Source organism: Vibrio sp. JZG120, assembly GCF_053890955.1.
In genome coordinates this window covers 289327-313058 of the sequence record NZ_JBSRRK010000002.1, presented here as the reverse complement: position 1 = coordinate 313058, position 23732 = coordinate 289327, and the positions used below count along the sequence as shown (strand labels likewise).

19 protein-coding genes are annotated in these 23732 nt (G+C 45.4%); 5 read left to right on the top strand and 14 right to left on the bottom strand.

Annotated elements, in window-relative coordinates; translation table 11 throughout:
* Window positions 1–16 precede the first annotated feature (16 nt).
* Window positions 17–682 (top strand): Type 1 glutamine amidotransferase-like domain-containing protein, encoded by a 666-nt coding sequence (locus tag ACWPOD_RS07210; RefSeq protein ID WP_456231726.1) that lies wholly within the window; start codon window positions 17–19, stop codon window positions 680–682.
* Between the two features lie 89 nt (window positions 683–771).
* Here the strand turns inward: ACWPOD_RS07210 and ACWPOD_RS07205 are convergent, their stop codons facing one another.
* The 3 genes from ACWPOD_RS07205 to murQ all read right to left on the bottom strand — a co-directional run bounded on the left by ACWPOD_RS07205 (window position 772) and on the right by murQ (window position 4359).
* The gene (locus ACWPOD_RS07205) at window positions 772–1827 is read right to left on the bottom strand and encodes a porin (RefSeq protein ID WP_015313726.1); all 1056 of its coding nucleotides are present in this window, start codon (window positions 1825–1827) and stop codon (window positions 772–774) included.
* 146 nt (window positions 1828–1973) lie between these two features.
* Window positions 1974–3428 carry a PTS N-acetylmuramic acid transporter subunit IIBC gene (gene murP / locus ACWPOD_RS07200; RefSeq protein WP_456231725.1) on the bottom strand — a complete coding sequence of 485 codons (1455 nt, stop codon included), beginning with the start codon at window positions 3426–3428 and terminating at the stop codon, window positions 1974–1976.
* 28 nt (window positions 3429–3456) lie between these two features.
* On the bottom strand, window positions 3457–4359 hold the full coding sequence (gene murQ / locus ACWPOD_RS07195) for an N-acetylmuramic acid 6-phosphate etherase (protein ID WP_258680084.1): 903 nt from the start codon (window positions 4357–4359) through the stop codon (window positions 3457–3459).
* Between the two features lie 242 nt (window positions 4360–4601).
* Here murQ and ACWPOD_RS07190 point away from each other — a divergent pair, with 242 nt between their 5' ends.
* Window positions 4602–5453, top strand: coding sequence for an SIS domain-containing protein (locus tag ACWPOD_RS07190; protein WP_237308923.1), 852 nt, complete (start codon window positions 4602–4604; stop codon window positions 5451–5453).
* Window positions 5454–5472: 19 nt separating this feature from the next.
* On the opposite strand, the gene mpaA is transcribed toward ACWPOD_RS07190, so the two are convergent.
* Window positions 5473–6183 carry a murein tripeptide amidase MpaA gene (gene mpaA, locus ACWPOD_RS07185; protein WP_170902807.1) on the bottom strand — a complete coding sequence of 237 codons (711 nt, stop codon included), beginning with the start codon at window positions 6181–6183 and terminating at the stop codon, window positions 5473–5475.
* Between the two features lie 141 nt (window positions 6184–6324).
* On the opposite strand from mpaA, the gene ACWPOD_RS07180 reads away from it, so the two are divergent.
* Window positions 6325–7950, top strand: coding sequence for an ABC transporter substrate-binding protein (locus ACWPOD_RS07180; RefSeq protein ID WP_258680080.1), 1626 nt, complete (start codon window positions 6325–6327; stop codon window positions 7948–7950).
* A gap of 63 nt (window positions 7951–8013) precedes the next feature.
* Here ACWPOD_RS07180 and ACWPOD_RS07175 read toward each other — a convergent pair whose 3' ends face one another.
* The 9 genes from ACWPOD_RS07175 to ACWPOD_RS07135 all read right to left on the bottom strand — a co-directional run bounded on the left by ACWPOD_RS07175 (window position 8014) and on the right by ACWPOD_RS07135 (window position 20067).
* Complete coding sequence (locus ACWPOD_RS07175; RefSeq protein ID WP_456231724.1) at window positions 8014–8598, bottom strand: flavodoxin family protein; 585 nt, start codon at window positions 8596–8598, stop codon at window positions 8014–8016.
* A 514-nt stretch (window positions 8599–9112) separates the two neighbouring features.
* Window positions 9113–9316 (bottom strand): hypothetical protein, encoded by a 204-nt coding sequence (locus ACWPOD_RS07170; protein ID WP_145472442.1) that lies wholly within the window; start codon window positions 9314–9316, stop codon window positions 9113–9115.
* Window positions 9317–9458: 142 nt separating this feature from the next.
* Window positions 9459–10052, bottom strand: a complete 594-nt coding sequence (locus tag ACWPOD_RS07165; RefSeq protein ID WP_012842403.1) for a mechanosensitive ion channel family protein — start codon at window positions 10050–10052, stop codon at window positions 9459–9461.
* Window positions 10053–10562: 510 nt separating this feature from the next.
* Window positions 10563–12677, bottom strand: a complete 2115-nt coding sequence (locus tag ACWPOD_RS07160) for a type I secretion system permease/ATPase (protein ID WP_203343135.1) — start codon at window positions 12675–12677, stop codon at window positions 10563–10565.
* A gap of 15 nt (window positions 12678–12692) precedes the next feature.
* Complete coding sequence (locus tag ACWPOD_RS07155) at window positions 12693–14606, bottom strand: bifunctional diguanylate cyclase/phosphodiesterase (protein WP_031780239.1); 1914 nt, start codon at window positions 14604–14606, stop codon at window positions 12693–12695.
* 5 nt (window positions 14607–14611) lie between these two features.
* Window positions 14612–15295 carry a transglutaminase-like cysteine peptidase gene (locus tag ACWPOD_RS07150; protein ID WP_005392134.1) on the bottom strand — a complete coding sequence of 228 codons (684 nt, stop codon included), beginning with the start codon at window positions 15293–15295 and terminating at the stop codon, window positions 14612–14614.
* Window positions 15296–15409: 114 nt separating this feature from the next.
* A complete protein-coding gene (locus ACWPOD_RS07145) occupies window positions 15410–16801 on the bottom strand; it encodes an HlyD family type I secretion periplasmic adaptor subunit (protein ID WP_005392136.1) in 1392 nt (463 codons plus the stop codon).
* A gap of 172 nt (window positions 16802–16973) precedes the next feature.
* Window positions 16974–18200 (bottom strand): sigma-54-dependent transcriptional regulator, encoded by a 1227-nt coding sequence (locus ACWPOD_RS07140; RefSeq protein ID WP_104970371.1) that lies wholly within the window; start codon window positions 18198–18200, stop codon window positions 16974–16976.
* Window positions 18193–20067, bottom strand: coding sequence for a sensor histidine kinase (locus ACWPOD_RS07135; protein WP_432609854.1), 1875 nt, complete (start codon window positions 20065–20067; stop codon window positions 18193–18195). Before ACWPOD_RS07135 ends, ACWPOD_RS07140 begins: the two co-directional genes overlap by 8 nt.
* Window positions 20068–20182: 115 nt before the next feature.
* Here ACWPOD_RS07135 and pdxH point away from each other — a divergent pair, with 115 nt between their 5' ends.
* The gene (pdxH, locus tag ACWPOD_RS07130; RefSeq protein ID WP_005392142.1) at window positions 20183–20818 is read left to right on the top strand and encodes a pyridoxamine 5'-phosphate oxidase; all 636 of its coding nucleotides are present in this window, start codon (window positions 20183–20185) and stop codon (window positions 20816–20818) included.
* Between the two features lie 72 nt (window positions 20819–20890).
* Here the strand turns inward: pdxH and ACWPOD_RS07125 are convergent, their stop codons facing one another.
* The gene (locus ACWPOD_RS07125; protein WP_005392144.1) at window positions 20891–21610 is read right to left on the bottom strand and encodes a helix-turn-helix transcriptional regulator; all 720 of its coding nucleotides are present in this window, start codon (window positions 21608–21610) and stop codon (window positions 20891–20893) included.
* Window positions 21611–22584: 974 nt separating this feature from the next.
* Here ACWPOD_RS07125 and ACWPOD_RS07120 point away from each other — a divergent pair.
* The gene (locus ACWPOD_RS07120; protein WP_432609811.1) at window positions 22585–23397 is read left to right on the top strand and encodes a helix-turn-helix domain-containing protein; all 813 of its coding nucleotides are present in this window, start codon (window positions 22585–22587) and stop codon (window positions 23395–23397) included.
* Window positions 23398–23732 lie beyond the last annotated feature (335 nt).

Genomic DNA, 23732 nt, shown 5'->3' with positions numbered 1-23732 from the left:
TTGAGGAAGCAAAGGAATGCGAAAACACTGTATTGCGATTGGTGGTGGTGGCTGGGTGATGGGAGAGAACCCGAGTCCGCTCGATCAATACATTTTGTCTTTGTCTGGTAAGGAGAATCCAAACATTTGTTTTCTACCGACAGCCACAGGAGACGCTGATGAAGTTATTGAACGTTTTTACAATGCGAAGCTTAGTGAAAACGTAACCCATTTTCCGCTGTTTAAGTTTGATGCTGGTTGGAAAGAAACGCTATTTGAACAAGACATCATTTACGTCGGTGGCGGTAATACACGTTCGATGTTGGCCATTTGGCGCGAATGGGGAATCGATAGAATACTCAAGCAGTGTTATGAACAAGGCATCATCATTTGTGGCATGAGCGCTGGTGCAATTTGTTGGTTTGAGTTTGCGGTGACAGACAGTGATCCCGAAGCATACCAAGTTATGCGTTGTCTTGGATTAATTGACGGTTTGGCTGCGGCGCATTTTTCTCATGTAGGTGAGAAGTTCGAGGTTTTCCAAGCCTTTGCTCGTTCTCAACCGAGCATCACTTGTTATGGCATTCACGATTATGCGGCATTGCACTTTGTCGATGGAAAATTGTTAGCTACTGTCACCAGCTTTCCTGATGCAGGCGTGTTGGTTAAAATAGGTAACGAAGAAAACATATTGCGAGGGTGAGCTTCTTCAAATCAGCATTAAAGGCAATAACTACTGACCGGACACAGAAGAAGCTCATGGATTCAGCTAACTTACATTAAGTATCGTGCTTACAGCTCGTAACGCAGACCTAAGTGGTAGTAGCTTTCGTCTGCGTGCGCACCGCCAAACGAGACTTCTTGTCCATTGCTGTAGCCACGCGAACCGTTACGATCAACGTAGTTTGTGTAGATAGAAGAACGAGGCGTCAGTTTGTATTGCACTTCTAGCGTTGTATCTTTCAGCTCTAGCTCGTCACCCTCACTGTTTTCTAAAGAACGATAACCAGCACGCAGTGCCCATTTGTCATTTACACTGTAAACCGCCGTCAATTCCATCACTTTGTCGGTACTGGTTTGCGAGTAATAGCCCTCTAGTTCATCTTCCGAGTACAACGCACCCAACATTAAATCACCTAAGTAGTAACGCGTACCTGCGCCCCAGAATGTGTAATCGGTGTCGTTGCTTTCACGTGCATCACCTTTATTTTTCTGCATCGCCACCACTGGTGCCAAGGTACCCAAATTCCCCATGTCTAGCGTATAACGCAGTGCAGCGTTGTAACCGTAGTCGAGCTCAGAAGTGTTGTTTCCTAAAATGTACGCGACAGAAAAATCGAAATTACCTAGGCTGTTTTGGTATTGCAACGTGCCATCTTGACGGAAAACTTGCGTCGCGGTTTTGTCGACTTTATTCGCTTGGCGCGCCATAGAAACATCGGAAGAGGCGAACACATCACCAATGTCGGTAAACATAATTAATCCAGATGCCACGCGACCACCAGTAATGCGACCATAATCTTTCGCATCAATACCTGCCCATACATAACGTGCGGTCAGAGACGGTTTGTCGTTTACTTGGTTTGCGTATTCAGCGGCACCCACTTGGTATTGCGCTTGGCCGATGATCGACGCGTACTCGTTGATGGTTTGTGAACCGTTTAAACCAATACGACCATCAAACTCGCCATTTGCATCGCCATGCTCATCATTTTTACTGGTGACATTGAAACCAAGACGAGAGTAAATATTTAAAACTGACCCATCTTCCGCTTGATACAGCTGCGCTGCCATTGCGTTTGATGCCATCAATGTTGGGAGAAGTAGAGTCAAAATGTGCTTTTTCATGATTAACGACCTTTCATTTCTATTGTTTTAGGTACGACAAAGCCCCTTCCGAGTAACGGAATAAGAAAAATTGTCGTGAAGTAGAGAGGATGCGCCCTTGTTTGCCAAGGGCGCGAGCTAGTCCATTCCTATAGGGGAAGAATGATTTAGCTTAAATCGACGTCTTTGCAGCCAAAGAAGTAAGTCGCGAGGAAGCCGACGATGTAAGAGATAAGCAGGCCGGCAACAAACACCATCATGCCCGGGAAGATGCCATTTTCAGATGTCATGAGAGGAATCGCCACGATACCGGACGGGCCAAACACCGTATTAAGACCAACTGGCAAGCCAAGGTAAGAAACTAAGCCGATAAAGAAGCCGCCCGCAGCGCCACCAATACAAGCGGTAACGAATGGTTTTACGCGTGGTAATGTCACGCCGTAAATCAATGGTTCGCCAATGCCTAGAAGGCCCGGAATAATAGCGCCTTTAACTTGAGTGCGCAGTAGAGCGTCTTTTTTGGCTTTGAAATACAGAGCCATTGACGCGCCAACCTGACCGCCACCTGCCATCGCCAAGATAGGAAACAGCGAGTTAAAACCCTGTGCTTCCATCAATGCGAAGTACACTGGAACAAAACCCTGGTGGATGCCAAATACCACAGAAATTAAGAACAAACCTGCCAAGATTGCAGCGCCTAATGGGTTATCGTTCAAGTTGAGGAACAACCAAGACATCCCTTTAAACAGCTCGCCGCCGATCGGCATGATGATCAAGAAGGTTACCGCACCCATGATCAATAGAGTAATAACGGACGTTAAGATCATGTCCAGATCATCTGGCATGTATTGACGAACCTTACGCTCGACTTGCGCACCGATGATCGCCGCCAAAAGTACGCCGATAATGTTGCCGCGCGGATCAATCGCAAAGCCGAAAAACTCGTTCATGCCAGAGTAAATGCCGGATGTCGCCTCAGGGTTGTAACCCAGCACAAACAAAGAGGCGAGAATGGCACCATTAACACCAGAGCCGCCAAACGCTTGCTGCGCGTTGTAGCCAATCAGAATACTTAGGAAAGCAAACAGACCCTTACCAAAGACTTTCATGTAGGCGATCAAATCCAGCATAAACTGGCTTGGTGTCTGGTCGAGAACAAACATTTGTTCCAATAACGTCGCAAAACCTAGCAACAAACCAGCGGCAATAAAACCAGGGATCAACGGCGTAAAGATGGTGGCAAACTTGCTTAAAAAACGCTGAACCGCACTGGTTTGTTTGCTCTTCATCTGTTTTTTCTGCTCGGCCGCGACGGCAGAAAGATCTTGTTGCGGCATATCTGGTTCTTCACTGTAACCAGAGGTTAAGCTGTCGATCAATTGATTCATCATCTCAGCCGCTTGTTGAGCTTTTCCGGGACCGAGAATGATCTGAAACTGCTCATCGCTTTCCACCACACCCATTACGCCGGGAATTTGCTTGATAACTGACTGATCAGCCAAGCCATTGTTGGCGAGCGATAAACGCATACGCGTCATACAGTTACCACATTTGCTTACGTTGCTACTGCCACCCACTGCGGACAGCAACTGCGATACTGTGTTTGAAGTTATTTTTGCCATAGGGTCTATCCTTCAGAACTCGGATTATTTAGTTATTATTTAGTGCTGCGCGAATAAAACCGTTGTGCGCGGCGAGGCGTGATTTGGCTTGTTCGGCATCCAAATTGGCCAAAATCATTAAGATGGCGGTTTTACAGTGGCGATCGCAGGCATTTAATGCTCGCTCTGCTTCTTCTTTTGAGGCGTCGGTTGCTTCCACAACAATGTTGGTTTGGCGTTGAATGAGCTTGGCGTTGGTGGCCTCTACATCCACCATTAAGTTGCCAAATACCTTACCGCTACGAATCATTGCACCTGTCGTGAGCATGTTTAACACCAGTTTTTGTGCGGTGCCGGCTTTCATGCGAGAAGAGCCAGTAACGACCTCTGCGCCAACAATCGGCAGAATCGCGATGTCGGCCGCTTTTGCCATTGCACACTCCGGATTACAGGCGATAGATGCGGTCGTAGCTCCGATGGATTTAGCGTACTCCAAACCACCTAGTACATAAGGTGTACGGCCACTCGCTGCAATGCCTACAACCACGTCATGTTTGGTGAGGTGAAGCGCTTTTAAGTCGTCTTGACCCATTTGCGCGTCGTCTTCTGCATTTTCTACCGCTTTCAAAATCGCCTGATGTCCACCAGCAATTAAGCCAATCACCATGTCTGGATGCGTGCCGTAGGTTGGAGGACACTCGCTCGCATCAAGAATTCCTAAGCGGCCTGATGTGCCAGCTCCCATGTAAATTAAACGGCCACCATTTGCAAAAGCTTGGGTAATTGCATCAACTGTCTCTGCAATTTGTGGTAGCACCGCTTTTACCGCGAGCGGGACTTTTTGATCCTCTTCATTCATGACTTGCAGCACCTCGATGGTCGAAAGCGTATCAATCTCCGTACTGGCTGGATTACGGCTTTCTGTCACCAATCGGCTTAAATCAATTTTCATGTTTTGCACTCTTCGTAATGTTCAATCTGAGGGCGATTCTATGGAATAAAATATTCTGTTTTGGTGATAAAAATCACACTTGAGGTTATTCTTTGTGCAGGAGAAATTTGGAATAATGAGAGAAAATATACGTCCATTACATCCGGTACAAACTGGCTTGGTTAGAATAATCATGGGGTTAAATCAAACTCCAATTATTTTTGTTTTGGAATAATTTATTTAAATTTTTTGAGGTTTTTGTTGTGTCAGTTGTCAATAAGATAGTCGCGAGGCGTACTCAGCTTTCGCAAAGTGGTCGTTTGGTCGGCGATTGGATTGTTGAAAACGCAGAAAAGGCCGCGCTGCTCACTAGCCAAGAACTTGCGGCGCAAGTAAAAGTGAGTCAATCGAGCATTGTGAAATTTACTCAGCGTATCGGCTTTAAAGGCTACAGCGAGTTTAAGTTAGCTCTGAATGAAGAGATTGGCCGTAAGCATGCGATGCAGTCGACACCGCTGCACAGTGATATTTTGGCAGACGATCCCATCGCGGTTATTTCACAAAAGCTGGTGAGAGCAAAAACAGATGCTATGTTTCAAACCACCAATGCGCTGTCTTATGAAGCGTGTCACCAAGCGGTGAAATGGTTGAGTGAAGCGCGTCGAGTGCAAGTGGTCGGGATTGGGGGCTCTGCACTGACCGCGAAGGATTTAAGCTTTAAACTGCTTAAACTTGGTATTACGGCGCTTTCTGAACAAGACAGCCACGTGCAGATTGCTGTTGCCCGCACGCTCTCTCCAGAAGATGTTCAGATTGCAATTTCGTTTTCGGGTGAACGCAAAGAAATTCTCGTGGCAGCAGAAGCGGCAAAAGAGCAGGGCGCGAAGGTGATTGCGTTATCAGCGCCCGGAAGAAGTCGCTTGCGCGGCATTGCCGATATTACGTTTGATACCATCGCCAATGAAATGGAGCATCGCAGCTCATCCATTGCTTCGCGCACCGCGCAAAACGTGATCACCGATTTGCTGTTTATCATCTTGGTTCAGCAAAGAGACGACAGTGCCCGTCAGTTGATCAGCGATATCAGTACCGACATCAAGCAGATCCTCACATGATCGCTTGTTCAACAGCGGACTAAAGATCCGGATCGTGCCTCAGCAAAGCAATAAAGGCGGACAGATGCTTTTCAATGGTGAGATCGGCAGAAATCGCGGGCAATTCCAACGTGATGCAAGGTAAATCACGTTCACTACACCAAGTGCCGAATGAGCCGGGTGTTTCGTAGTCGACATCGTCTACGATTGGCAGTTGGAACTGCTCGCTGAGCCATTTGGCAAGGTCGGAATGTTTGGGATCATCCACAAACGCAAGCGGTTCATGAAACGACACCACAAACTTTGGCTTGCGCAGTTCAATCAAGTTAATTAATGCGCTAACTTCAGGCTCTAGTTGGTTTTTAGTGCCAGTTTTCACCTTTACGTCTCGAACGGGTGTGTGAGAGCTCCATCGATACACGGTGCCATGCTCAGTCCAATTTTGGGTTGGAAACGCGCGATTGAGATCCACTTGGTTTGCATTTGCACGTGTGCCTAGCTGGTTGCCGTCAGGATTCATTGACAGAATCACATCATGTCGTAAGTTTTCAGCAGGCAAGCTTCTTAGCGCGCAGGACAAACCTGCAATCGAGGCCGTCTCATCCCCGTGAGTGCCTGCCAAAATCAAACCTCGCGAAGCACTTTCGACTTGAGCCGGAAAATACAGTAATGGCGCACCAAGCACGGATTGACCGTATGATGTTGGTCGAATTAAAAATGCCGCTCTTTCCGTTCTTGGAATTAGACTCACCGTAATCTCCTGATTGATGAAGTAGTATCAATATCTAAGCTAATTACACCTAGCTAAACTGAACCGTTTAAACTCGTCAACGGTTGAAATGTTAATTGTGGCACTTGCTTCACAAGACGCGTTAGGAGAACGAAAAACGATATGGATTTTAAAAAACATTCAACGGCGTTGCTGATTTCCTCTTTATTCACCCCTTTTCTTGCTACATCAGTTGCTGCGGAGACCTTACCTAAAGGCATTCAACTTGCCGCAGAACAGCATTTAGTACGTGCGAATGACGCAGAGGCGGCGACGCTTGACCCTGCGAAAGCCGAAGGTCTGCCAGAAATGCATGTGATTCGTGACTTATTTGAAGGGCTTGTGATTCAAGATCGTGACGGAAACATCATTCCCGGTGTGGCAGAATCATGGGAAACCAAGGACAACCAAACCTTTACTTTTCACTTGCGCAAAGAAGCGAAATGGTCGAATGGCGAGCCTGTGACGGCGGAGGATTTTGTCTATTCACTGCGCCGAGCGGTAGATCCGAAAACCGCTTCTCCAAATGTTTGGTATCTCAAACTCACCAAGATCAAAAACATCGCCGATGTAGCAGAGGGCAAAAAGCCTTTGGACGAGCTCGGTATCAAGGCGGTGGATAAATACACCCTACGTTTTGAGTTGGACAGTCAAGTTCCGTACTTTGTCGCCATGACTGGGCACACTTCCATGATGCCAGTGCATCAAGCGACAGTGGAAAACCGCGACAAGCCGTGGAGCGATCCAGACCAATTTGTTGGCAATGGTGCATTCACACTGGATAAGTGGGTCGTGAATGAGCGCATTGAACTGGTTAAGAGTCCAAGTTACTGGGACAGCGCAGATACGCATCTAAACAGAGTGACTTACATTCCGTTTGAAAACCAAAACGCGTCGATCAATCGTTATGCGGCAGGAGAGTTGGATATCACGTCAGATGTGCCGACTCATATGGCGCAGAAGCTTAAACAAGATTACAAGCAGGCTTACACGGTGGTGCCATTGTTGTGCACGTATTACTACGCGTTCAATACCACTCGTCCGCCATTTGATGATGTGCGAGTGCGTCAAGCGGTGTCGTACTCCATCATGCGTGATGTGATTACGAATGGTGTCACGCAAGTGGGTAACCTTCCTGCTTATACCTTTGCGCATCAGTACACCGCCGGGTTTGATGCGACGCCGCCTGAATACAGTAAGTGGAGTCAGCAACAACGTGACGAGAAAGCGCGTCAGTTGTTAAAAGAAGCGGGTTACAGCCAAGACAAGCCGCTCGATTTTAAATTGCTGTACAACACCAGTGAGGCAAACAAATCGATCGCGGTTGCGATAGCGTCGATGCTACAAAAAAATCTCGGTGCAAACGTGGAGTTAGAAAACCAAGAGTGGAAGTCGTACTTAGTGGCGCGTAAACAAGGCAATTTCGATGTGATGCGTGCTTCTTGGTGCGGTGATTACAATGAAGCGTCTACTTTCCTGAGCTTACTTCGCTCAGGTTCTTCGGGTAACTTTGCACGTTACAGCAATGCAGCGTACGACAACGCGATGAACAGTGCATTGGCTGCAACCGATGAGAAAGCGCGCCAAGGATTTTACGACCAAGCTGAACAGTTGCTGGCGACAGATATGCCCATCGCGCCAATCTATTACTACATGCAAGCACGTTTGGTTCGCCCTACGGTTGGCGGTTTTGCCAAAAACAACGTAGAAGGGCGCATCTACTCGAAAGATCTCTACATCAAGAAGTAGCGCTCAAAACAATCGATAAATACGAAGCCCCGAAGATGTGTCTTACGGGGCTTCTTTTTATTGTTAGCGAGCGGAGAGCTTGTCAACTAGCATTGCGACTCGTTTGCCAAGATACTCCGCCGTTGCAACATCAGAGGCATGCAACTTACCATCTTCACCACGGTGTGCAACAATACCACCTTGCACACCGTAGCGATTCAGGTTTTGCTCACCAGAATTGCTGATCTTGTCCAACCCGACCCACATCATGCCGTGTTGGTTAGCGAGTGTTTGTAGATATTGTAATGTGCAAGATTGGTCGCCATTCATTGCCCCACCACTGGTAAAGCCAGCCGCGATTTTGCCCGCCCATTTTTGGTAATACCAAGATTCACTGCTTGCATCTGCAAATGCTTTAAACTGCGCTGCTACACCGCCCATATAGGTCGGTGAGCCAAAGATAATCGCATCACACTCAGCAAGCTCATCCATTAGGTTAGGATTCACAAAACGTCCCTCAATAATCTCACTGCCTTCAATTCGGTGAGCGAGGATTTCACATTCACCTTGCTGCTTAATGCCTTGTTGTTCAACGCCTGCGGCAATCGCGCGAGCAAGCTGACCAGTAACGTCGGTTTTAGAGAAATAAATAATCGCAATTTTGGACACAATGGTTCCTTTTTCATTGTTGATTTTGAATCGTGCGACTAAGGCTAAAACCTAAAGCTAAGTTGAGGTCAAGAAGAGATTTGAAATGGCTTAAAGGATGGAAATTTTATTTTGATCTATCGGGCAGTTTTCATAGTGAAAGGAGAAGTTCGTGACTTTACGGCTGCCTCTTATGCTCAATAAGAGATAATATTTGTTCAAATAATACTGGAGATCAAGCTTTGAACATTTTGTCTAACGTGTTTTTCTCTATGCGACAGTTAATGGAAGAGCGAGGTCAATCAGATCCAGACTTGAATGCTCGATTGCTTTTCTCAATTTTGTTTGCAGTGAATTTGGTTGGTATAAAAGGCTTACTAGAGTTAGCTTTTGGTGGACTTCCTGCAATACATAGCAATATACAAGAGTACTATAAGGTTTACTTCGTTATATCTATTGGTCTGATTTTTATTTTTTGTCCTCGGATTGTTGGTGTCGACAGAAGGGTGAAGAAAGGCACTGGATTAGCTATATTCTATTTGGTTTTCTCAATTTTTTTTGCTCCCACAGCTTTGATATGTTTTAGATAAAAATAGCAGATAAACAGGTCGTTATAGGTAGGATAATTAATAACAATTTTTTTGCTTGCACCATCTCTATTTTCTGCACGTATCTCTTCTTCGTAAAGAAGAAGCTTCCTTTGGTTAAAGTGGCGCTTTTGGTTTCGGCGATGTGTCATGCTTTTATCATGAAAGAATACAGTGGTGACCTTCAGCTTATACGTTTTGTCTCTTCACTGTTTTTCGCCATTAACTTTGGGTTATTTGTGACCACCAAGTGATACTAAAAAGCCGATGTAGATACATCGGCTTTTTAGTGGGTTATTTCTTTCTGCGAGTATAAATCCGAGATTTTGCTTTACTTGGCTCTGGCTTGTTTTTCGCCAGCTTTAGTACCGCTTTTTGCAAAATCTGGTTGTTTGGGTAAGTGATCAAGTTACCGTTATCGTGCTTAATTAACACGTGAAACATACTGATTTCTTGAATCTCGCCGCTGATGTCTTCGTCTTTGTCTACGACTTTGATGCGATCGCCCACTCGGTATGGGAAGACAAAAAAGATCAAAAAGCTGGCAGTGATATTGCTCAGAATTGACCATTGCGCAATAAACGCCACACCCAATACGGCGAAAATGGACGATAGGAACAATGACACATCACCATAGCCAATCCCGGTGATAATGGCAAAAACAGACGCGGTTAAAAATAAAAGCACGACGTTAAAACAACGCTGAATAAAACTCAGGCGGGCCTTTTTTACACCTTTTGAGGTCGCTAAGTTTAAAATGGCTCGATTGACGATTCTCTTCAGAATGCGATAAGCAATCAGGACAATAATGCCCATTAAGACTTTGTACCCGAGAGATCCAGCGGTGAAATACTGGCTCACTTGATCTAGATGGATCCAATCATTCATTTCTTCAACTCGACGATATTAAGAAAACCGCTGTTATAGCTGATTTTCTGATGTAAGTAATCACAAATTTTCTCTCTCCATTTTTCGTCTCTCTACCTAGGAACTTCGCCCTAGAGCCTACGGAGAGTTGTAGAGTTTTATCAATAGTGTGCAGAGCTTTGCTTCTGTTTGCGCTCACCGCATATATTCAACCAAAGTTGATGCGGTTTTAAAGTGTTTAATGTTTGAGCTGTATCTCATATCCGGTATTGTATGAGGCTAGGAGCGTATAAACGTGCTGAATATGATTTTTGTCCTGATAACCTAAGACGTGTTGAGTGAAATGGCTTGCTAGGATATCTATCAAATGGAAGAAGATGAAAAGGCGATTATGATGTTGGTAGTGATTGTGGGGCTAGTGCTCGTTTGGATAGTGCTTGAAGAGCTTAACTATCTTGGATTCTCAATAAAATAAGCCCCGTTAAACATGAGTCAAACGGGGCCTTTCTCTTTTGTAAATGCTAATTTCGGTTAGCTAACCGCACGTACTTTGCCTTGCTTCAGGTCATTCAGCACTTGCGCTTTAGGACCATCAGCAATGATGCTGCCTTTCTCCATCACAATCACTCGATCAACGATGTCGAGCATCGACGTTTTATGCGTAATCAGTATCAATGTTTCGCTCGGTTTGAGCTGAGATAGCTGGTGCTTAATATGCATTTCAGAGCGGTTATCCATCGCGCTGGTCGGTTCATCCATAAGTAGGACGGGAGGACGGCCCAAAAATGCACGAGCAATCGTGACGGCTTGACGTTGACCACCAGAAAGCATCGCACCACCTTCACCTACTTGACGTTCTAAACCAGCTGGATCCGATTGTGTAAATGCGGTCACGCCTGCACGGTTTGCTGCATCAAGCACGTCTCGGTCATCCGTTAGTGGACGACCCAAGGTAATATTGTCGCGAATCGAACCGTAGAATAGATTCGAATCTTGAGGTACACAGCCGATGTTACGTCGAACATCAACGTGGTGAAGCTGTGCAATATCAGTATCATCGATACGTACGTGCCCCTCTGTTGGCTTATACAAGCCCATAATCAAGCGCTCTAACGTTGTCTTACCCGAACCAATCCGACCGATTATCGCGACTTTTTCACCAGGATTTATCGTGAGAGAAATGTTACGTATAGACGCGACAGGAGAGTCTGGGTAATGAAACGTTACGCGATCAATTTCAATCTTACCTTGGATGATTGGGCGATGGATATAGCGTTTCCCTTCTTCTTGCTCGTCCGGCATTTCCATGACTTGATTGATAATCGTCATAGAAGACTTCGCCTGGTTGTAGCGCGTTGAGAGCAAAGACAACTGAACCAAAGGCCCTATGGCGCGACCGCTCAACATGGTTGCGGCGATTAAGCCACCCATAGTGAGCTCGCCCTCTGCAATCAGATAAACACCGAGAATGATCATCCCAACGTTACTACTTTGCTGCACGAAGCCTGCCGCATTCTGGATGCTGTCGGTAATGCGGCGGCTTTTGATGTTCCAGTTCGCCATGTGCGCCACCGCTTCTTCCCAACGGTATTGGAATTGGCTTTGCGCGCTGAGCATTTTTACGGTTTCTAGCCCCGCTAGACTCTCAATTAAGTTGGCGTATTTTTGCGATGCTAAGCGTGACCCTTCCTCTATAGAGCGACGCAGCGGTCCTTGTATCAGTAGCGAATGGACAATCAAAATGACCACGCCGACCATTGGAACATACACAAGATCACCAGCCATTAGCCATATAATCACCAAGAACAGAATGGCAAAAGGCAGGTCAATTAGGGCACTGACGGTTGCAGACGTGAAGAATTCTCGAATAGATTCAAACTCTTGAAGATGGCGAGCGAATGCGCCGACCGAAGGCGGCTTGGACTCCATTCGGATGCCCATCACTTTGCTGAACAGCTTGGAGGAAATCAGAATGTCAGACTTCTTTCCTGCGACATCAATAAAGTAGTTTCTCAACGATTTGAGTATGAAATCGAATAGAAAGACAACAAAGATGCCGCTTGCCAATACCCATAAGGTTTCAAACGCGAGATTTGGTACCACTTTGTCGTACACCAAACGAGTGAACAGCGGGGCGGCAACGGCAAAGAGGTTGATGAGAAGTGAGGCGATTAAAACATCGCGGTAGATACGTTTTGACTGCCACAAGGTTGACCAAAACCAGTGACCTTCGTTGGTTTTGAGCACCTCGGGAGAGCGCTCATCGAAACGGAATTGTTTTTTAACTAAAAAGTAGCGACCAGTGTACTGCTCAAGTAGGTCTTCTAATGGAATGGAGATTGGCACCATTCCACTTTCTAAGGTGGTGACTTCGGCTTCGCGTGTCTCCGCGTTAATGCTGTTGAGAACGCATGAGTCACCGCCTTTAAGAACTAAGATTGCCGGCAGAATCAGGCTGGAGATGTTCTCCAGCTCTGCACGGTTTTCCTTGGCAACCAATCCGGCCCTTTCCGCTGCTCTTGGTAGCAAAAATGGAGTTAGCTTGCCGTCTGAAAGCGGAAGGCCATTGACCAGCGCTTCTGGCGAGTTAGCTAACCCATAGTAACGGCTAACGTAGATGAGCGAATTCAGTAAAGGGTCTTTCATCTGTGGTAAACCTTTTTATTCCTTGTCGACGATGAATCCTTGGAATACCTCAACAAAATGCTCGGTGAGGAAGTCCAACTGGATTTGAGTTTCAATACGCGACGCGATAGTCGTAATGCCTAGGTTATGGGCAGTACGAGAAATCGACGTTAGCGTGAATTTCTGTTTTTCGTCGTGTAAGTTGTGTGTGAATAGGTAATCGAGCTTCACATAGTTAGGGCGGAACTCTTGGATGTACTCCAATGATTGGAAGTTACGTCCATAGTTATCTACGCCAAACTCAGCCCCGGATTGGCGAATGGCATTACATAACAGCGCCGTGTGGTGAGGCTGATCAATAAAACACTCCTCTGGAATTTCAAAGTGTAGCTTAGAGGCCACTTTTGCGTGTTTTTCCAACATGCTGGTGGTCCAGCGAATGAACGATGGCTGAGACAAGCTGCTTTGCGCAATATTGATCGCGACAGGATCGGTTAGCTCGCCACTTTCTAGCATCTTAATCATCGACTCAATAACGTATTGGTCGAAAATATTGGTGGCGTCTAACTGCTCTAGTGCGAATAAATATTGGTTGGCACGGAACGTTTCGCCCTCTTTTTCGATGCTTGAGAACACTTCGTTATGGAACACTTTACCCCAAGTGTTCTTCGCTGCTTGGAAGCGGAATTTAACCCAATCGCTATGAATCGCTTCTTCAACCAGCGCTTTCCACTGCTGTTTACCCATTAAGTTAGAAGGTGTGTCACTGCCGATAAAGCCGTAAGCTTTGTCTGGTTGAGCTTTTGCTTTCGAGAGCGCATTATCCACCATAGATAAGATTTCAGAGCGCGTTTTTTGGTCTTTACTATGCGCAACACCTAAGGCTGCTTTTGGTTTGGCTAGGCCGGTTGGATCAGTGTTCAACCCGTTAACGCAGTTCACGATGCTGTCCGCCAAAATGCGTAGTTCGCTTTCATCCATGTGTGGGAAAAGCAGGCCAAACTCATCACTAGACAGGCGTGCAATGGTAGCTCCCGGAACATCAATGGTGTTTTTCAGACGTTGAGACAGCTCTTTTACGTGGGCATCGGCGCGTTGGTAGTCTTTTGTCTCGTAAATGTCACCAATGTATTCTGCATGGAGTAGCGCGATACCCCCTTGCGTTTGCTCTGCAAGCCATTGGTCTATTTGGTTGATGTAGAACGAGCGATTACCCAGTTTGGAGATAGGGTCGAGGTAAGCTTGAGCACGCAGTCGTTGTGCCTCTTTCGCTTGCTCTTTGAATGACAGCTCAATTTGAGCAGACATCATGTTAATGCCATCTACCACCGCGATCAGATCTTTAGTTCTTGGACGAGCAAGTGGTTCACCAAATTGGTTATTAGCGATTTCATGCATTTTTTTCACGATGGCCGCTAATGGTTTTAGTGAGCGACGGAGGATGTACGAAATCGCAATTAAACCAGCCAGGAAAATGACACTGAATGCAGATAACAAACCAATAAAGCCTTGCCAGAGCTGCTCGTAAGCTGCTCCTGGGTGGCTAATGATTTCCACTTCAGCAAGTTGCATCCAACCACTGGTTACTACGCGCTTATCGTGAATGGCTTTGAATAGATTCATGTCGATAAACCATTGTGGCACCGTACTTGGTTTAACCGGGTAAGTGCGCACGATTTGGTAGTCAGAATCTAAAGCGGTCAGGCGAACAACCGAGTAGGTGCTGCCGTCAAACAGAGCATTAATCACGGATTCTACCGCGACTTTATCTTTGTCTTTAAGGTAAGGAGCCAATGCCAAACCTACGGTGTTAATGGTGTTGTTGACCTCTGAACGTTGCTGTTGTTCCAAGCTGTCTCGAGTCGTGTTGAATTGGATTACGAATACTGATGCCAACAAGAGTATAAAGACCGTAACCATTCCCACTACAAGCTTCTTATATAGGGTCATGTTTCTCACTCGTCATAGTTAATTTTAGGTTTATTTAACTGCAACTTACGTTCGCGCGAGCGTAAGTCATTCCAAAGGCTCAACCGTGATGCTTTCCCTGCCAGCTCTCCAGTGCTAGCAGAAGACTTCATCAACCACAGGTTTGTACCATTAAAACTGTATATCGGTAGCAAGTCGCTACGTTTAGAGGCTCGGACAATATCAGGGTTGATATTGTCGAGAATGAGCGGCTCAGAGCTTGGGGTTGGGTAGTAAGCTAATACCATGTGAAACTGATTCAGTTCGATGGCTTTTACGTAGATCAAACGCATCTTAGAATCTGGTATTCCTAGCTCGAGTAACGAGAAGTACTTGGCGATGGTGAAATCCTCACAATCCCCTGCATTACTCCCTAAAAATTCGAGTGGCGTAGCCCAATAATCTGTCTTTCCCCACAGTTTTATGTCGTCAACAAAATACAGCTGGTTAAAAAAGTCGTTGACGCCAGCGAGCTGTTCATGTGTCTCTAATTGTTTAAATAAGTCGAGGTTTTTTCGCCATGTATTTACGCGCAATCCCGCACGTTCGCCGTACACCGCTGTGACCGTATTGACCCATTGTTGTTCTTTACTGCTTAACGCACCAATTTGGAACGAAAAACAACTTAAACTGATTAATAATGTAACTTTACGCTTCAAATTGGATCGCATATTCGACTCATATCACAAGTATACTCTTCTAAAGGGTTCGTCAGTGAGAAACAAGTGCTTTTTATTTAATCACTTATCGCTCAATACTCGCCGTTGTGAGTACCTTGGTGTGATTTACTCCTTCAAGGCGTTCGTTTTGGCACTTAAAATCGGTTTAAGTAGATATTCCAAAACGGTTCGCTTCCCTGTGATGATATCGACCGATGCCGTCATTCCTGGAATGATTGGTAAATCTGCATCTTGACCAAAATTCGTTTTATCGGTGCGGACACGAACGATGTAAAAGCTATTTCCTTCTTCATCTTGGGTTGTATCTGCGCTGATGTGCTCCAATTCACCCTCTAAGCCGCCGTACTTAGTGAAGTCGTAAGCCGTAAACTTCACGATGGCGTGTAGGTCTGGGCGCAAAAATGCAATGTCTTTGGGTGCAATTTTCGCTTCAACTAATAACGTATCTTCAGTTGGTACAATTTCGACGATATCCATGCCTGGCTGGATAACCCCCCCAACGGTGTTGATGTTCAGCGTTTTGATTTTGCCTGTTACTGGCGAGTTCACAACGGTTCGATTAACTCTATCTTCTAAACCCACTGCTGATTCAACCAAGGCAGATAACTGGTCTTGGGCGCTGTTGAGCTTTTCTTGCTGTTCTGAACGGAATTTGAGCGCAACATCAATACGGTTGAGCATGGACTCTCGAATCGCTGATTTTAATACCGGGATTTTGAGCTCACTGGACGTCATTTCGCGGCGGGTGTCGTTGACTTGGCGTTGTAACTTGAGTAATTCAATACGAGGCACAACACCTTCATCAGCCAACGGTTTGGTGATGTCTAATTCTTTCTTCGCATATTGATAGCTTTGACGTAAGTTCCTTACTCGCGCTTCAATCTCTACTAAGTCCTGCTGCTTTTGCTGAACTTGTTGGTCAATCACCGAAAGTTGATTGCGTAAATTGTCTAAATCTTCGCGGTATTCTGCTTTCTGGCGCTGAGTGAGTTTCGGCTGAGTTTCTTCTAAAGTTGGTGGAAAGGTCAGTTTGCCATAATCGAGTACAACGCTTTGGCGCCAGTTTTCCGTTTCAAAATCACGATTCACGGCAACACTGTTGATCGAAGCTGAGAGTTGCAGCACAGACGCAGTTAGGTTGGCAACTTGTTGTTCACGCTCACGAAAATCAGAGCGAAAGCGAGTGTCATCGATAAGAAGTAACTGCTGACCTTTTTCAACCAACTGACCTTCTTTGACTAAAATTTCTTTGACTAAGCCACCTTCTAAGTTTTGGACAACTTGAATCTGTGAAGAGGGAATGACTTTTCCCTGACCAACAGTGACCTGGTCGATTTCAGCCCAAGATGCCCAGCCTATTGCAGCAATAAAAAACAACACCATCACCCAGAGCATCAAACGTGCGCTGTTGGGGGTGTTGAGGAGCAATGCTGCAGTTTTGTCGTCAACAAAATCCAACTCTTCATTGTTGAGTTTGTTGTAGTTATCTCGGCTCATCACAGTCCCTGCTTATATAAATGCTGATTATCTTTTTGATCTTATTATTATTAACCGATCATGTCAGTATGCTCGGCGAATAAAAATATGAGACGAAGACCATTCTCTCTCCGAATGAGCGTTTTCAATGCTTCTCTAGCAAAAGAAAAGTGAAGATATCGTCAGAGTATGGCTATTGCGCCTTGAACTTGGTTTTATCCAACTGATGTTTTTTTAGTTTGTCGTACAAGGTTTTGCGTGATACCTGTAATTCTAGTTGAACCTCTTTGAGTCTGCCTCGGTGTCTTTGTAGTGCATCGAATAATAAGCAATATTCAAAGTATTCTGTGCGCTGAGTCATACTCTGAATTTCGATACTTTTTTCACTGTTCCAATCTTCCATTCGGAAGGTATCTGGCTTGAGTGCGCGAAGTTCTGCAAATTGGCGCAGCTGCTTAATATTCTCTGGCCATTCTAAATCGGTCAGATGTTTGACTTCTTCTAAGCTAATGTGTGGCGGTTGAAGCTGATAACGGCTCGCTGCGTGGCGTACAAAGTGCTTATATAAAGGTCCAATGTCTTCTTTTCTTTCATCGAGTGTCGGCAAGTGAATTAGAGTAGCCAGGGCTTTGACAGACGGATCGACTTGGGTTGTCGCACCAAAAACACGCTCAAGTTTCGGGTGGTTAAATAAGCATTGCCATTGTTCATGTGACACATGCTCAGCACTATGTAAGTACAAGCTGCAATGGCTTTTTCCTTCAATCAAGCGATGTATGGCTTTATCGAGAGCTTCTAATGAAAGCTCATAGAGATCCTCACCAGAAGCGGCGATTAACTCGCTGTCTGGCGTTGCATGTATGTCGTGGGCAAATTGTGCGGCGAGCCGGCGACCTGTGCCATCTTGACCAACAAAAATGATCGGCTGGTTCGTTGGTGCACTGATCAAAGCGCGACGAATGCTCACCATGGCTTTACTGTGACCAATCATTTTCGGGCCAACGTGAGTTTGCATGTCGAGCTCTTTCTTAAGCCAGATGTTTTCCTGCAATAGATTCAACTTATCGCCAGCATTATTGAGCGACTTCATAAGTTGTTCCGTTGAAAAAGGCTTTTCGAGAAAGTCGTACGCGCCGCTTTTCATCGCATCTACCGCGGTTTTCACATCTCCATGTCCGGTAAGTACGATAAATTGAAAGTGATCGTTTTTACTTCGCAACGTTCGCATGAACTCCAATCCATCCATCACGGGCATATGGATATCGGTGATGATGATCGCTGGCGTATTTGGGTCGATAACGCGTAAGGCTTCCACGGCGTTTGGTAAGCAGGTGACGTCTATCCCTTCAATAAGCAGTGCTTGAGCGACGGCATCACGAATATGTGGTTCATCATCAACAAAGAAAACGGGATTATTCATGGTTGTTTTCCACTTCTGGGTTGCGTTGGTTTTGGATAGCGATTGGCAGCGTTACGATAAAGGTCATGCCTCCTGCTTGTTGTTCCGTGTTCTGATGTTTATAAGCACTGAGTGAACCGTGATAGCTTTCTAAAATGCGTTTGGAGATGGTCAAACCTAATCCTAAGCCCTCTGGCTTAGTCGTAAAAAATGGGTCAAAGACTTTTGCTAAGGCTTCGTCCGACATGCCGGGCCCGTTGTCGGAAACAAGAATGTCACAGCTGTCATCATGACACTGAACGGCAATAGATATTTGCGGATCAATGCAGTAGTTTTCCATCGCTTGTGCAGCATTATGGAAGAGATTGATCAGAACTTGCTCTAACTCAACGCTGTGAATTGCTAGCTTCACATTATCATCGATGGCTGGGACTTTTAATGTCACCCCTTGTTTAATGAGTTTGTTGCTCAAAATGCTGGTGGCAGTATGTACTGCGTCGTGCAGTACCGCGATTTCATTGTGTGAATCGTGCGTGGCTTTCCGAGTGAAGACTTTTAAGCGTGCGATCACTTCCGAAATGGTGTCATTGAGTGTCAGCATTTTGCCCAAATTGTCGGCGACCATTGGGTATTTTTCCATTGCCAACAAACGCTGCGAGTTTTCGGTATAGGTTCTTAGTGCGGAAAGTGGCTGATTTATCTCATGATTAATACTGGCAGACAGCTCGCCCAACAGTGCCAATTTCGCGGCTTGAGTCAGTTCTTGTTGTGTTTGTTTAAGCTCTTGTTGGCTTTGCTTATATTGGCGGATGGTCTGTTGTAGCTTTTGGTTGGCCTCACTCAACACTAAGGTTCGTTGCACCACTTTTTCTTCTAGGCTCACATTAAGGTCGGCTAGGCGTGCCTTGTTCACGAGTGTTTGGAACCACGCCAACGCAATCAGCGCAATGAGCGCATATAGAATCAGAAAGACGACATCAGCCTGTAAAACGGCGGCAAGGACGGTGTTGTGGTTTATCAAGGCAACGACGCGAAATCCTTTATCCAATAAATGTGTCGCGTATGCGAGGTAATTGGGTGAGAGGAGCAATTGATTATCAGCAAACTCGCTGACGCCAGTTTGCGCGGTAAGCTCACCAAAATACTCTGGTAAGGTATCGCCATACTGACGCGTTTCGGTAAGCTCGTTTATCGCACTCGGTGACAGCGGGAAAAGTGCACGATAGCGCCAGTTAGGCAAATTGCTCATAAACACGACATTGTGTTTATCCGTGATGAGTACGTCCGTCGTGGTTTGCGAAAGACGCTGTTCCAACGGCTCCAAATTCACTTTTACCGTGATCACGCCAACGACCTCATCATTTACCCAAAGCGGAGATGAGAAGAAGTACCCACGTTTATTTGAACGAACGCCTAACCCGACATATTGAGCGGGTTCACCGCGTCGCGCATTTTTAAAATAGGGACGATAGCTAAAGCTGGAACCAACAAACGTATCTTCTTGCTGAAAGTTACTTGAGGCAATGACCAACCCTGTGCGGTCATGAACGTAAATCGTATCGGCCAAACTTTGTTTCAACCAATCTGCTAACAATAGGTTGAGCTCGTGAGAGGGCGCTCCGCGTTCTACTGCTTTGAGTAATCTCGGATCGTGACTTAATAGGTTTGGTATCTGTTCAAACTTTGCCAGCTCGTAGTCGACTTCTTGCGACACTTGCGCTGCTTGTCTCTCTAGCTTTTGTTGCCACTTATCATGTTGGTATTGAGTTGCGTAATGATGAGTAAGCGCAAGCCCTGAAATGCCAACGGCACACAGTAGCAATAGAAAATGGCGTAGGGCTTTAGGGTTGAGTAAGTTCACGATCAGCTCACTGGTTTTTTGTGTCATGGTATCAAATGACACACTGTGATGCTGTGAGCGGCAACGATAACAAGCACAATGATGTCCTTGTATTTCCTCAGTATCGGGAGCACAATCGACAAAAACGAGTGAAGGAGTAGAGATGGAACTTGCTGATATTCGTCGTGAGTACACCAAAGGTGGGCTACGTCGTAAAGATTTGAAAGCTGATCCTATTGATCAATTTAATCTGTGGCTAGAGCAAGCAGTTGAAGCGGGTTTAACGGATCCGACTGCGATGACAGTTGCAACGGTTGATGAAAATGGCATGCCGTTTCAACGCATTGTTCTATTAAAAAACGTCGACAAAAATGGCTTTGTATTTTACACCAACCTAGGCAGTCGCAAGGCCCAGCAGCTTGAGCATAACAGCAATATTAGTTTGCACTTCCCTTGGCATCCGTTAGAGCGCCAGGTTCATATTACTGGTGTGGCGGAAAAGCTCACCGCCGTAGAAAATATGAAATACTTTACTTCTCGTCCAAAAGAGAGCCAATTAGCCGCAATCGCGAGCAAGCAAAGTAGCCGTATTTCTGCTCGAGGCGTATTAGAAGGTAAGTTTTTAGAGCTAAAACAGAAATTTGCTAAGGGTGAAATACCGGTTCCAACCTTCTGGGGTGGCTTTCGCGTAAAACCACAGAGTATTGAGTTTTGGCAGGGTGGTGAACACCGTCTTCATGATCGCTTTCTTTTCTCCCAACATGATGGAAGTTGGGACATTGACCGTCTTGCGCCATAAACTCTCGTGCCTCATGAATAAACAAACACCGCCCACTTGGGCGGTGTTTTTGTAGGTGGAAAGTGGCGCGAATTATCGCTCTCCATTCAACACTACCGATAATTGATGCTTAAGCAGAGTTTTGGGCACAACAGAGCCGTAGCCAGCTTCCATTGCTTTATCTATTAGTTCGTTCTTGCTGTTCGCTGCAAACTTATTACGTAAGCGTGCGACGTGACCTTCAACGGTTTTTGTTGATATACCCATGACCTGAGAGATGAATTGTGGCTTCTTGCCGTAGAGCAAGAGGAAAAGCGTTTCTTGCTCGCGACATGTGAGCTTCTCTGGTTTTGGCTGTAAGTCAGAGAAACGAAAGATGGATTGCTGATTAGGGTTGGTGCTGATTGCACGACAAACCCAATACCCGACTTCAATCACGGCGGTGTCGGTGAGTTCTCTTCCGTAGAAAATGGTCCCTACGATGTTACCATTGTCATCTCGCCACGGTGTTTTAGTAAAGATATGCGCTCGCCAGCGGCCATCTGGATAAGGATGTATATCAAGAATTTTGAGTGACTCACCAGTTTCGATGACGTGTTTATCTTGGCGTTGAAATTCTTGTGCACATTCAGTGGTTGGGCTTGCCATCTCAAAATCAGTTTTACCGACGCACTCCTCGGGCGACGTGTGTCCCAACAGTTCTGCGTATTCCTGATTTACGTAGCGGAATACCGAATCTTTATCTTTGCATCCCCAACAACCAGGTAGCTGTTTAAGGAGGGATTGTTCTATGGTATCGACTGAAATATTCACAAAAGGACTCACTACATACTGCTTTTACCAATACAGAGACGTCCGTGTTGCGTTGTTAATATTGACATTGCCAAGTAGGCAGTCACGTTGCTAGAACACGTTCGTTGATTGGCGCTCAATCCAATTAAGTTCATGGTGTTCGATATTTTCGTCACACAGCGACAAACAACAACGAAATTGAACGAAGAATTTAATTGGGAAAATGGTCTGTTTCATTACAGATATGTGCGCTCACGGATGTCCGCCTGATGTTCGGCTTACAACTCGTATCGTCCTTGATCATGCTTCCTACAACTCAGTTGTAATTTAGTTAGCGTTCATATCACTCATCGAGAGGGAGAACGGTGCCTAAGTCATATGAGAGGGACAGTGAGACGAAAGCTATAATATCAGCTTATGCCATTGTTTTCATTGTTGAGAAGCGAAAAAAAAGCCAGCCTGAAGACGGGCTGGCAACACAAGATATAATCTTGTCGACGTGTAGAAGAGGTTCTAAATTACCTAGCGAGGGTCTGCTAAGTAAGTTAGAGGTATCAATGAGATACCGAGAGCTTTAGATCGTATGCATCTTAAAGCTCGAGGACTAATGTATTGAATCAGAAGCATATTAGTAAGGGGGGAAATCCCTCTATGTTGATTTCAAGAGGTGGCTTTGATCTGTTTATGAGGCGATTTATCTATTTTGAACCGCAGTGTTCTACCAAATAACGGATTGTTCGGTAACAAGGATCTTTATATCTATTGGTTATGTATACGTAAGGTGCTTCTATCTATCCGTTTTTGTTAATAAAATTGGTTGCTCATTGACCGTAAGTTAACCTCGCATGATCATCGTTCCGGAACTATGATCATGTAAACGAACTTGATCATGCTGTTTTGATCTTGTGCGATTGAGTTGGGGAAAAGTTGCAACCCAACAAGGAAGGTATATGATGCCAAGACGTAAGCTGACCGTGTAAAGACGACTGTTTAAAATGAGTGATTCAGATAACCCCAAAGCCCCGCCATATCAAGAGATTATGCTGCCTAAGCCAGCAGAACTGATCACACTTCCGTCTTATATGGACTGCCATGATCATTCTTACACACAGATCGTGATTGGTTTAAAAGGACAAGCCGAATTTGAAGTGCGTGGACGAGGTAATCTTGTCGGTCCTGGCCAAGGTTGTGTGGTAACCGCATGCTCTGATCATGCTTTCGGTGGCGTCATTAATCAATCGGATATTTTGGTGTTGAATATGCCAAAACCGACAAATGATGATCCTGAAATGCTGCAGAAAATCAATAATCTGGAGAGAGACCATGTCTACTTTCAGTTAGACGGTCAAATTCAGAAGCTGATACAGATGTTGGTTCAGGAAATGCGAAACCATCCGGATGATCTGCTGTTAAGTCGCGCGTGCAATGACACCGTGATTGCATTAATGCAGCGCCATATCTCGGCATTTGAGACTAGCCGAAAAGAGTCACGCTTTGATTTGGAGGCGATTGATCGCTACATCGAGCAGCACCTTAGCCATAAGATCAGTGTGGCTCAGTTAGCGGGACGAGTGTTTCTTGGGGAAAGTCAGTTCCATTGCTTGTTTAAGGAGCATATGGGGATTACACCTCATCAATATGTTCTCGGAAAGCGTATCGACATGGCTCGTGAATTAATCGAGCAAGGCCACCTTTCTTTAGGGCAAATTGCCGAATTCACTGGTTTCTCAAGCCAGAGTACGTTTACTCATACTTTTACTCGCTTACAGGGAATATCGCCATCCCGCTATAAAAAACAAGTTGGATAACAACGCGTATTTTTAGGTCAAATTAGCAGCAATCAGAACAAAGCCATGCAATATGCATGGTTTTTTTGTGTTTTATTCACGTGACCTATCTCTCGTTTTGTTAAATTCTCTGTCCTTTGGTGTGACTGATATGCCACTTGATCCTACATTTTCTCTTAGAACGAGCGCTTCACAAAAATCTTATTGATATTCCTGACATTTTGTTGTGAATGCAATGAAAAAATTAAAATTTACAACACAAAATATTACCTATTTGAATGTGACTATGTGGATGTTTTGTTATAAAAGCGAGTTTTTGGCAAAAATGTCGTAGTTTTTGACAAGTATTCTTATCG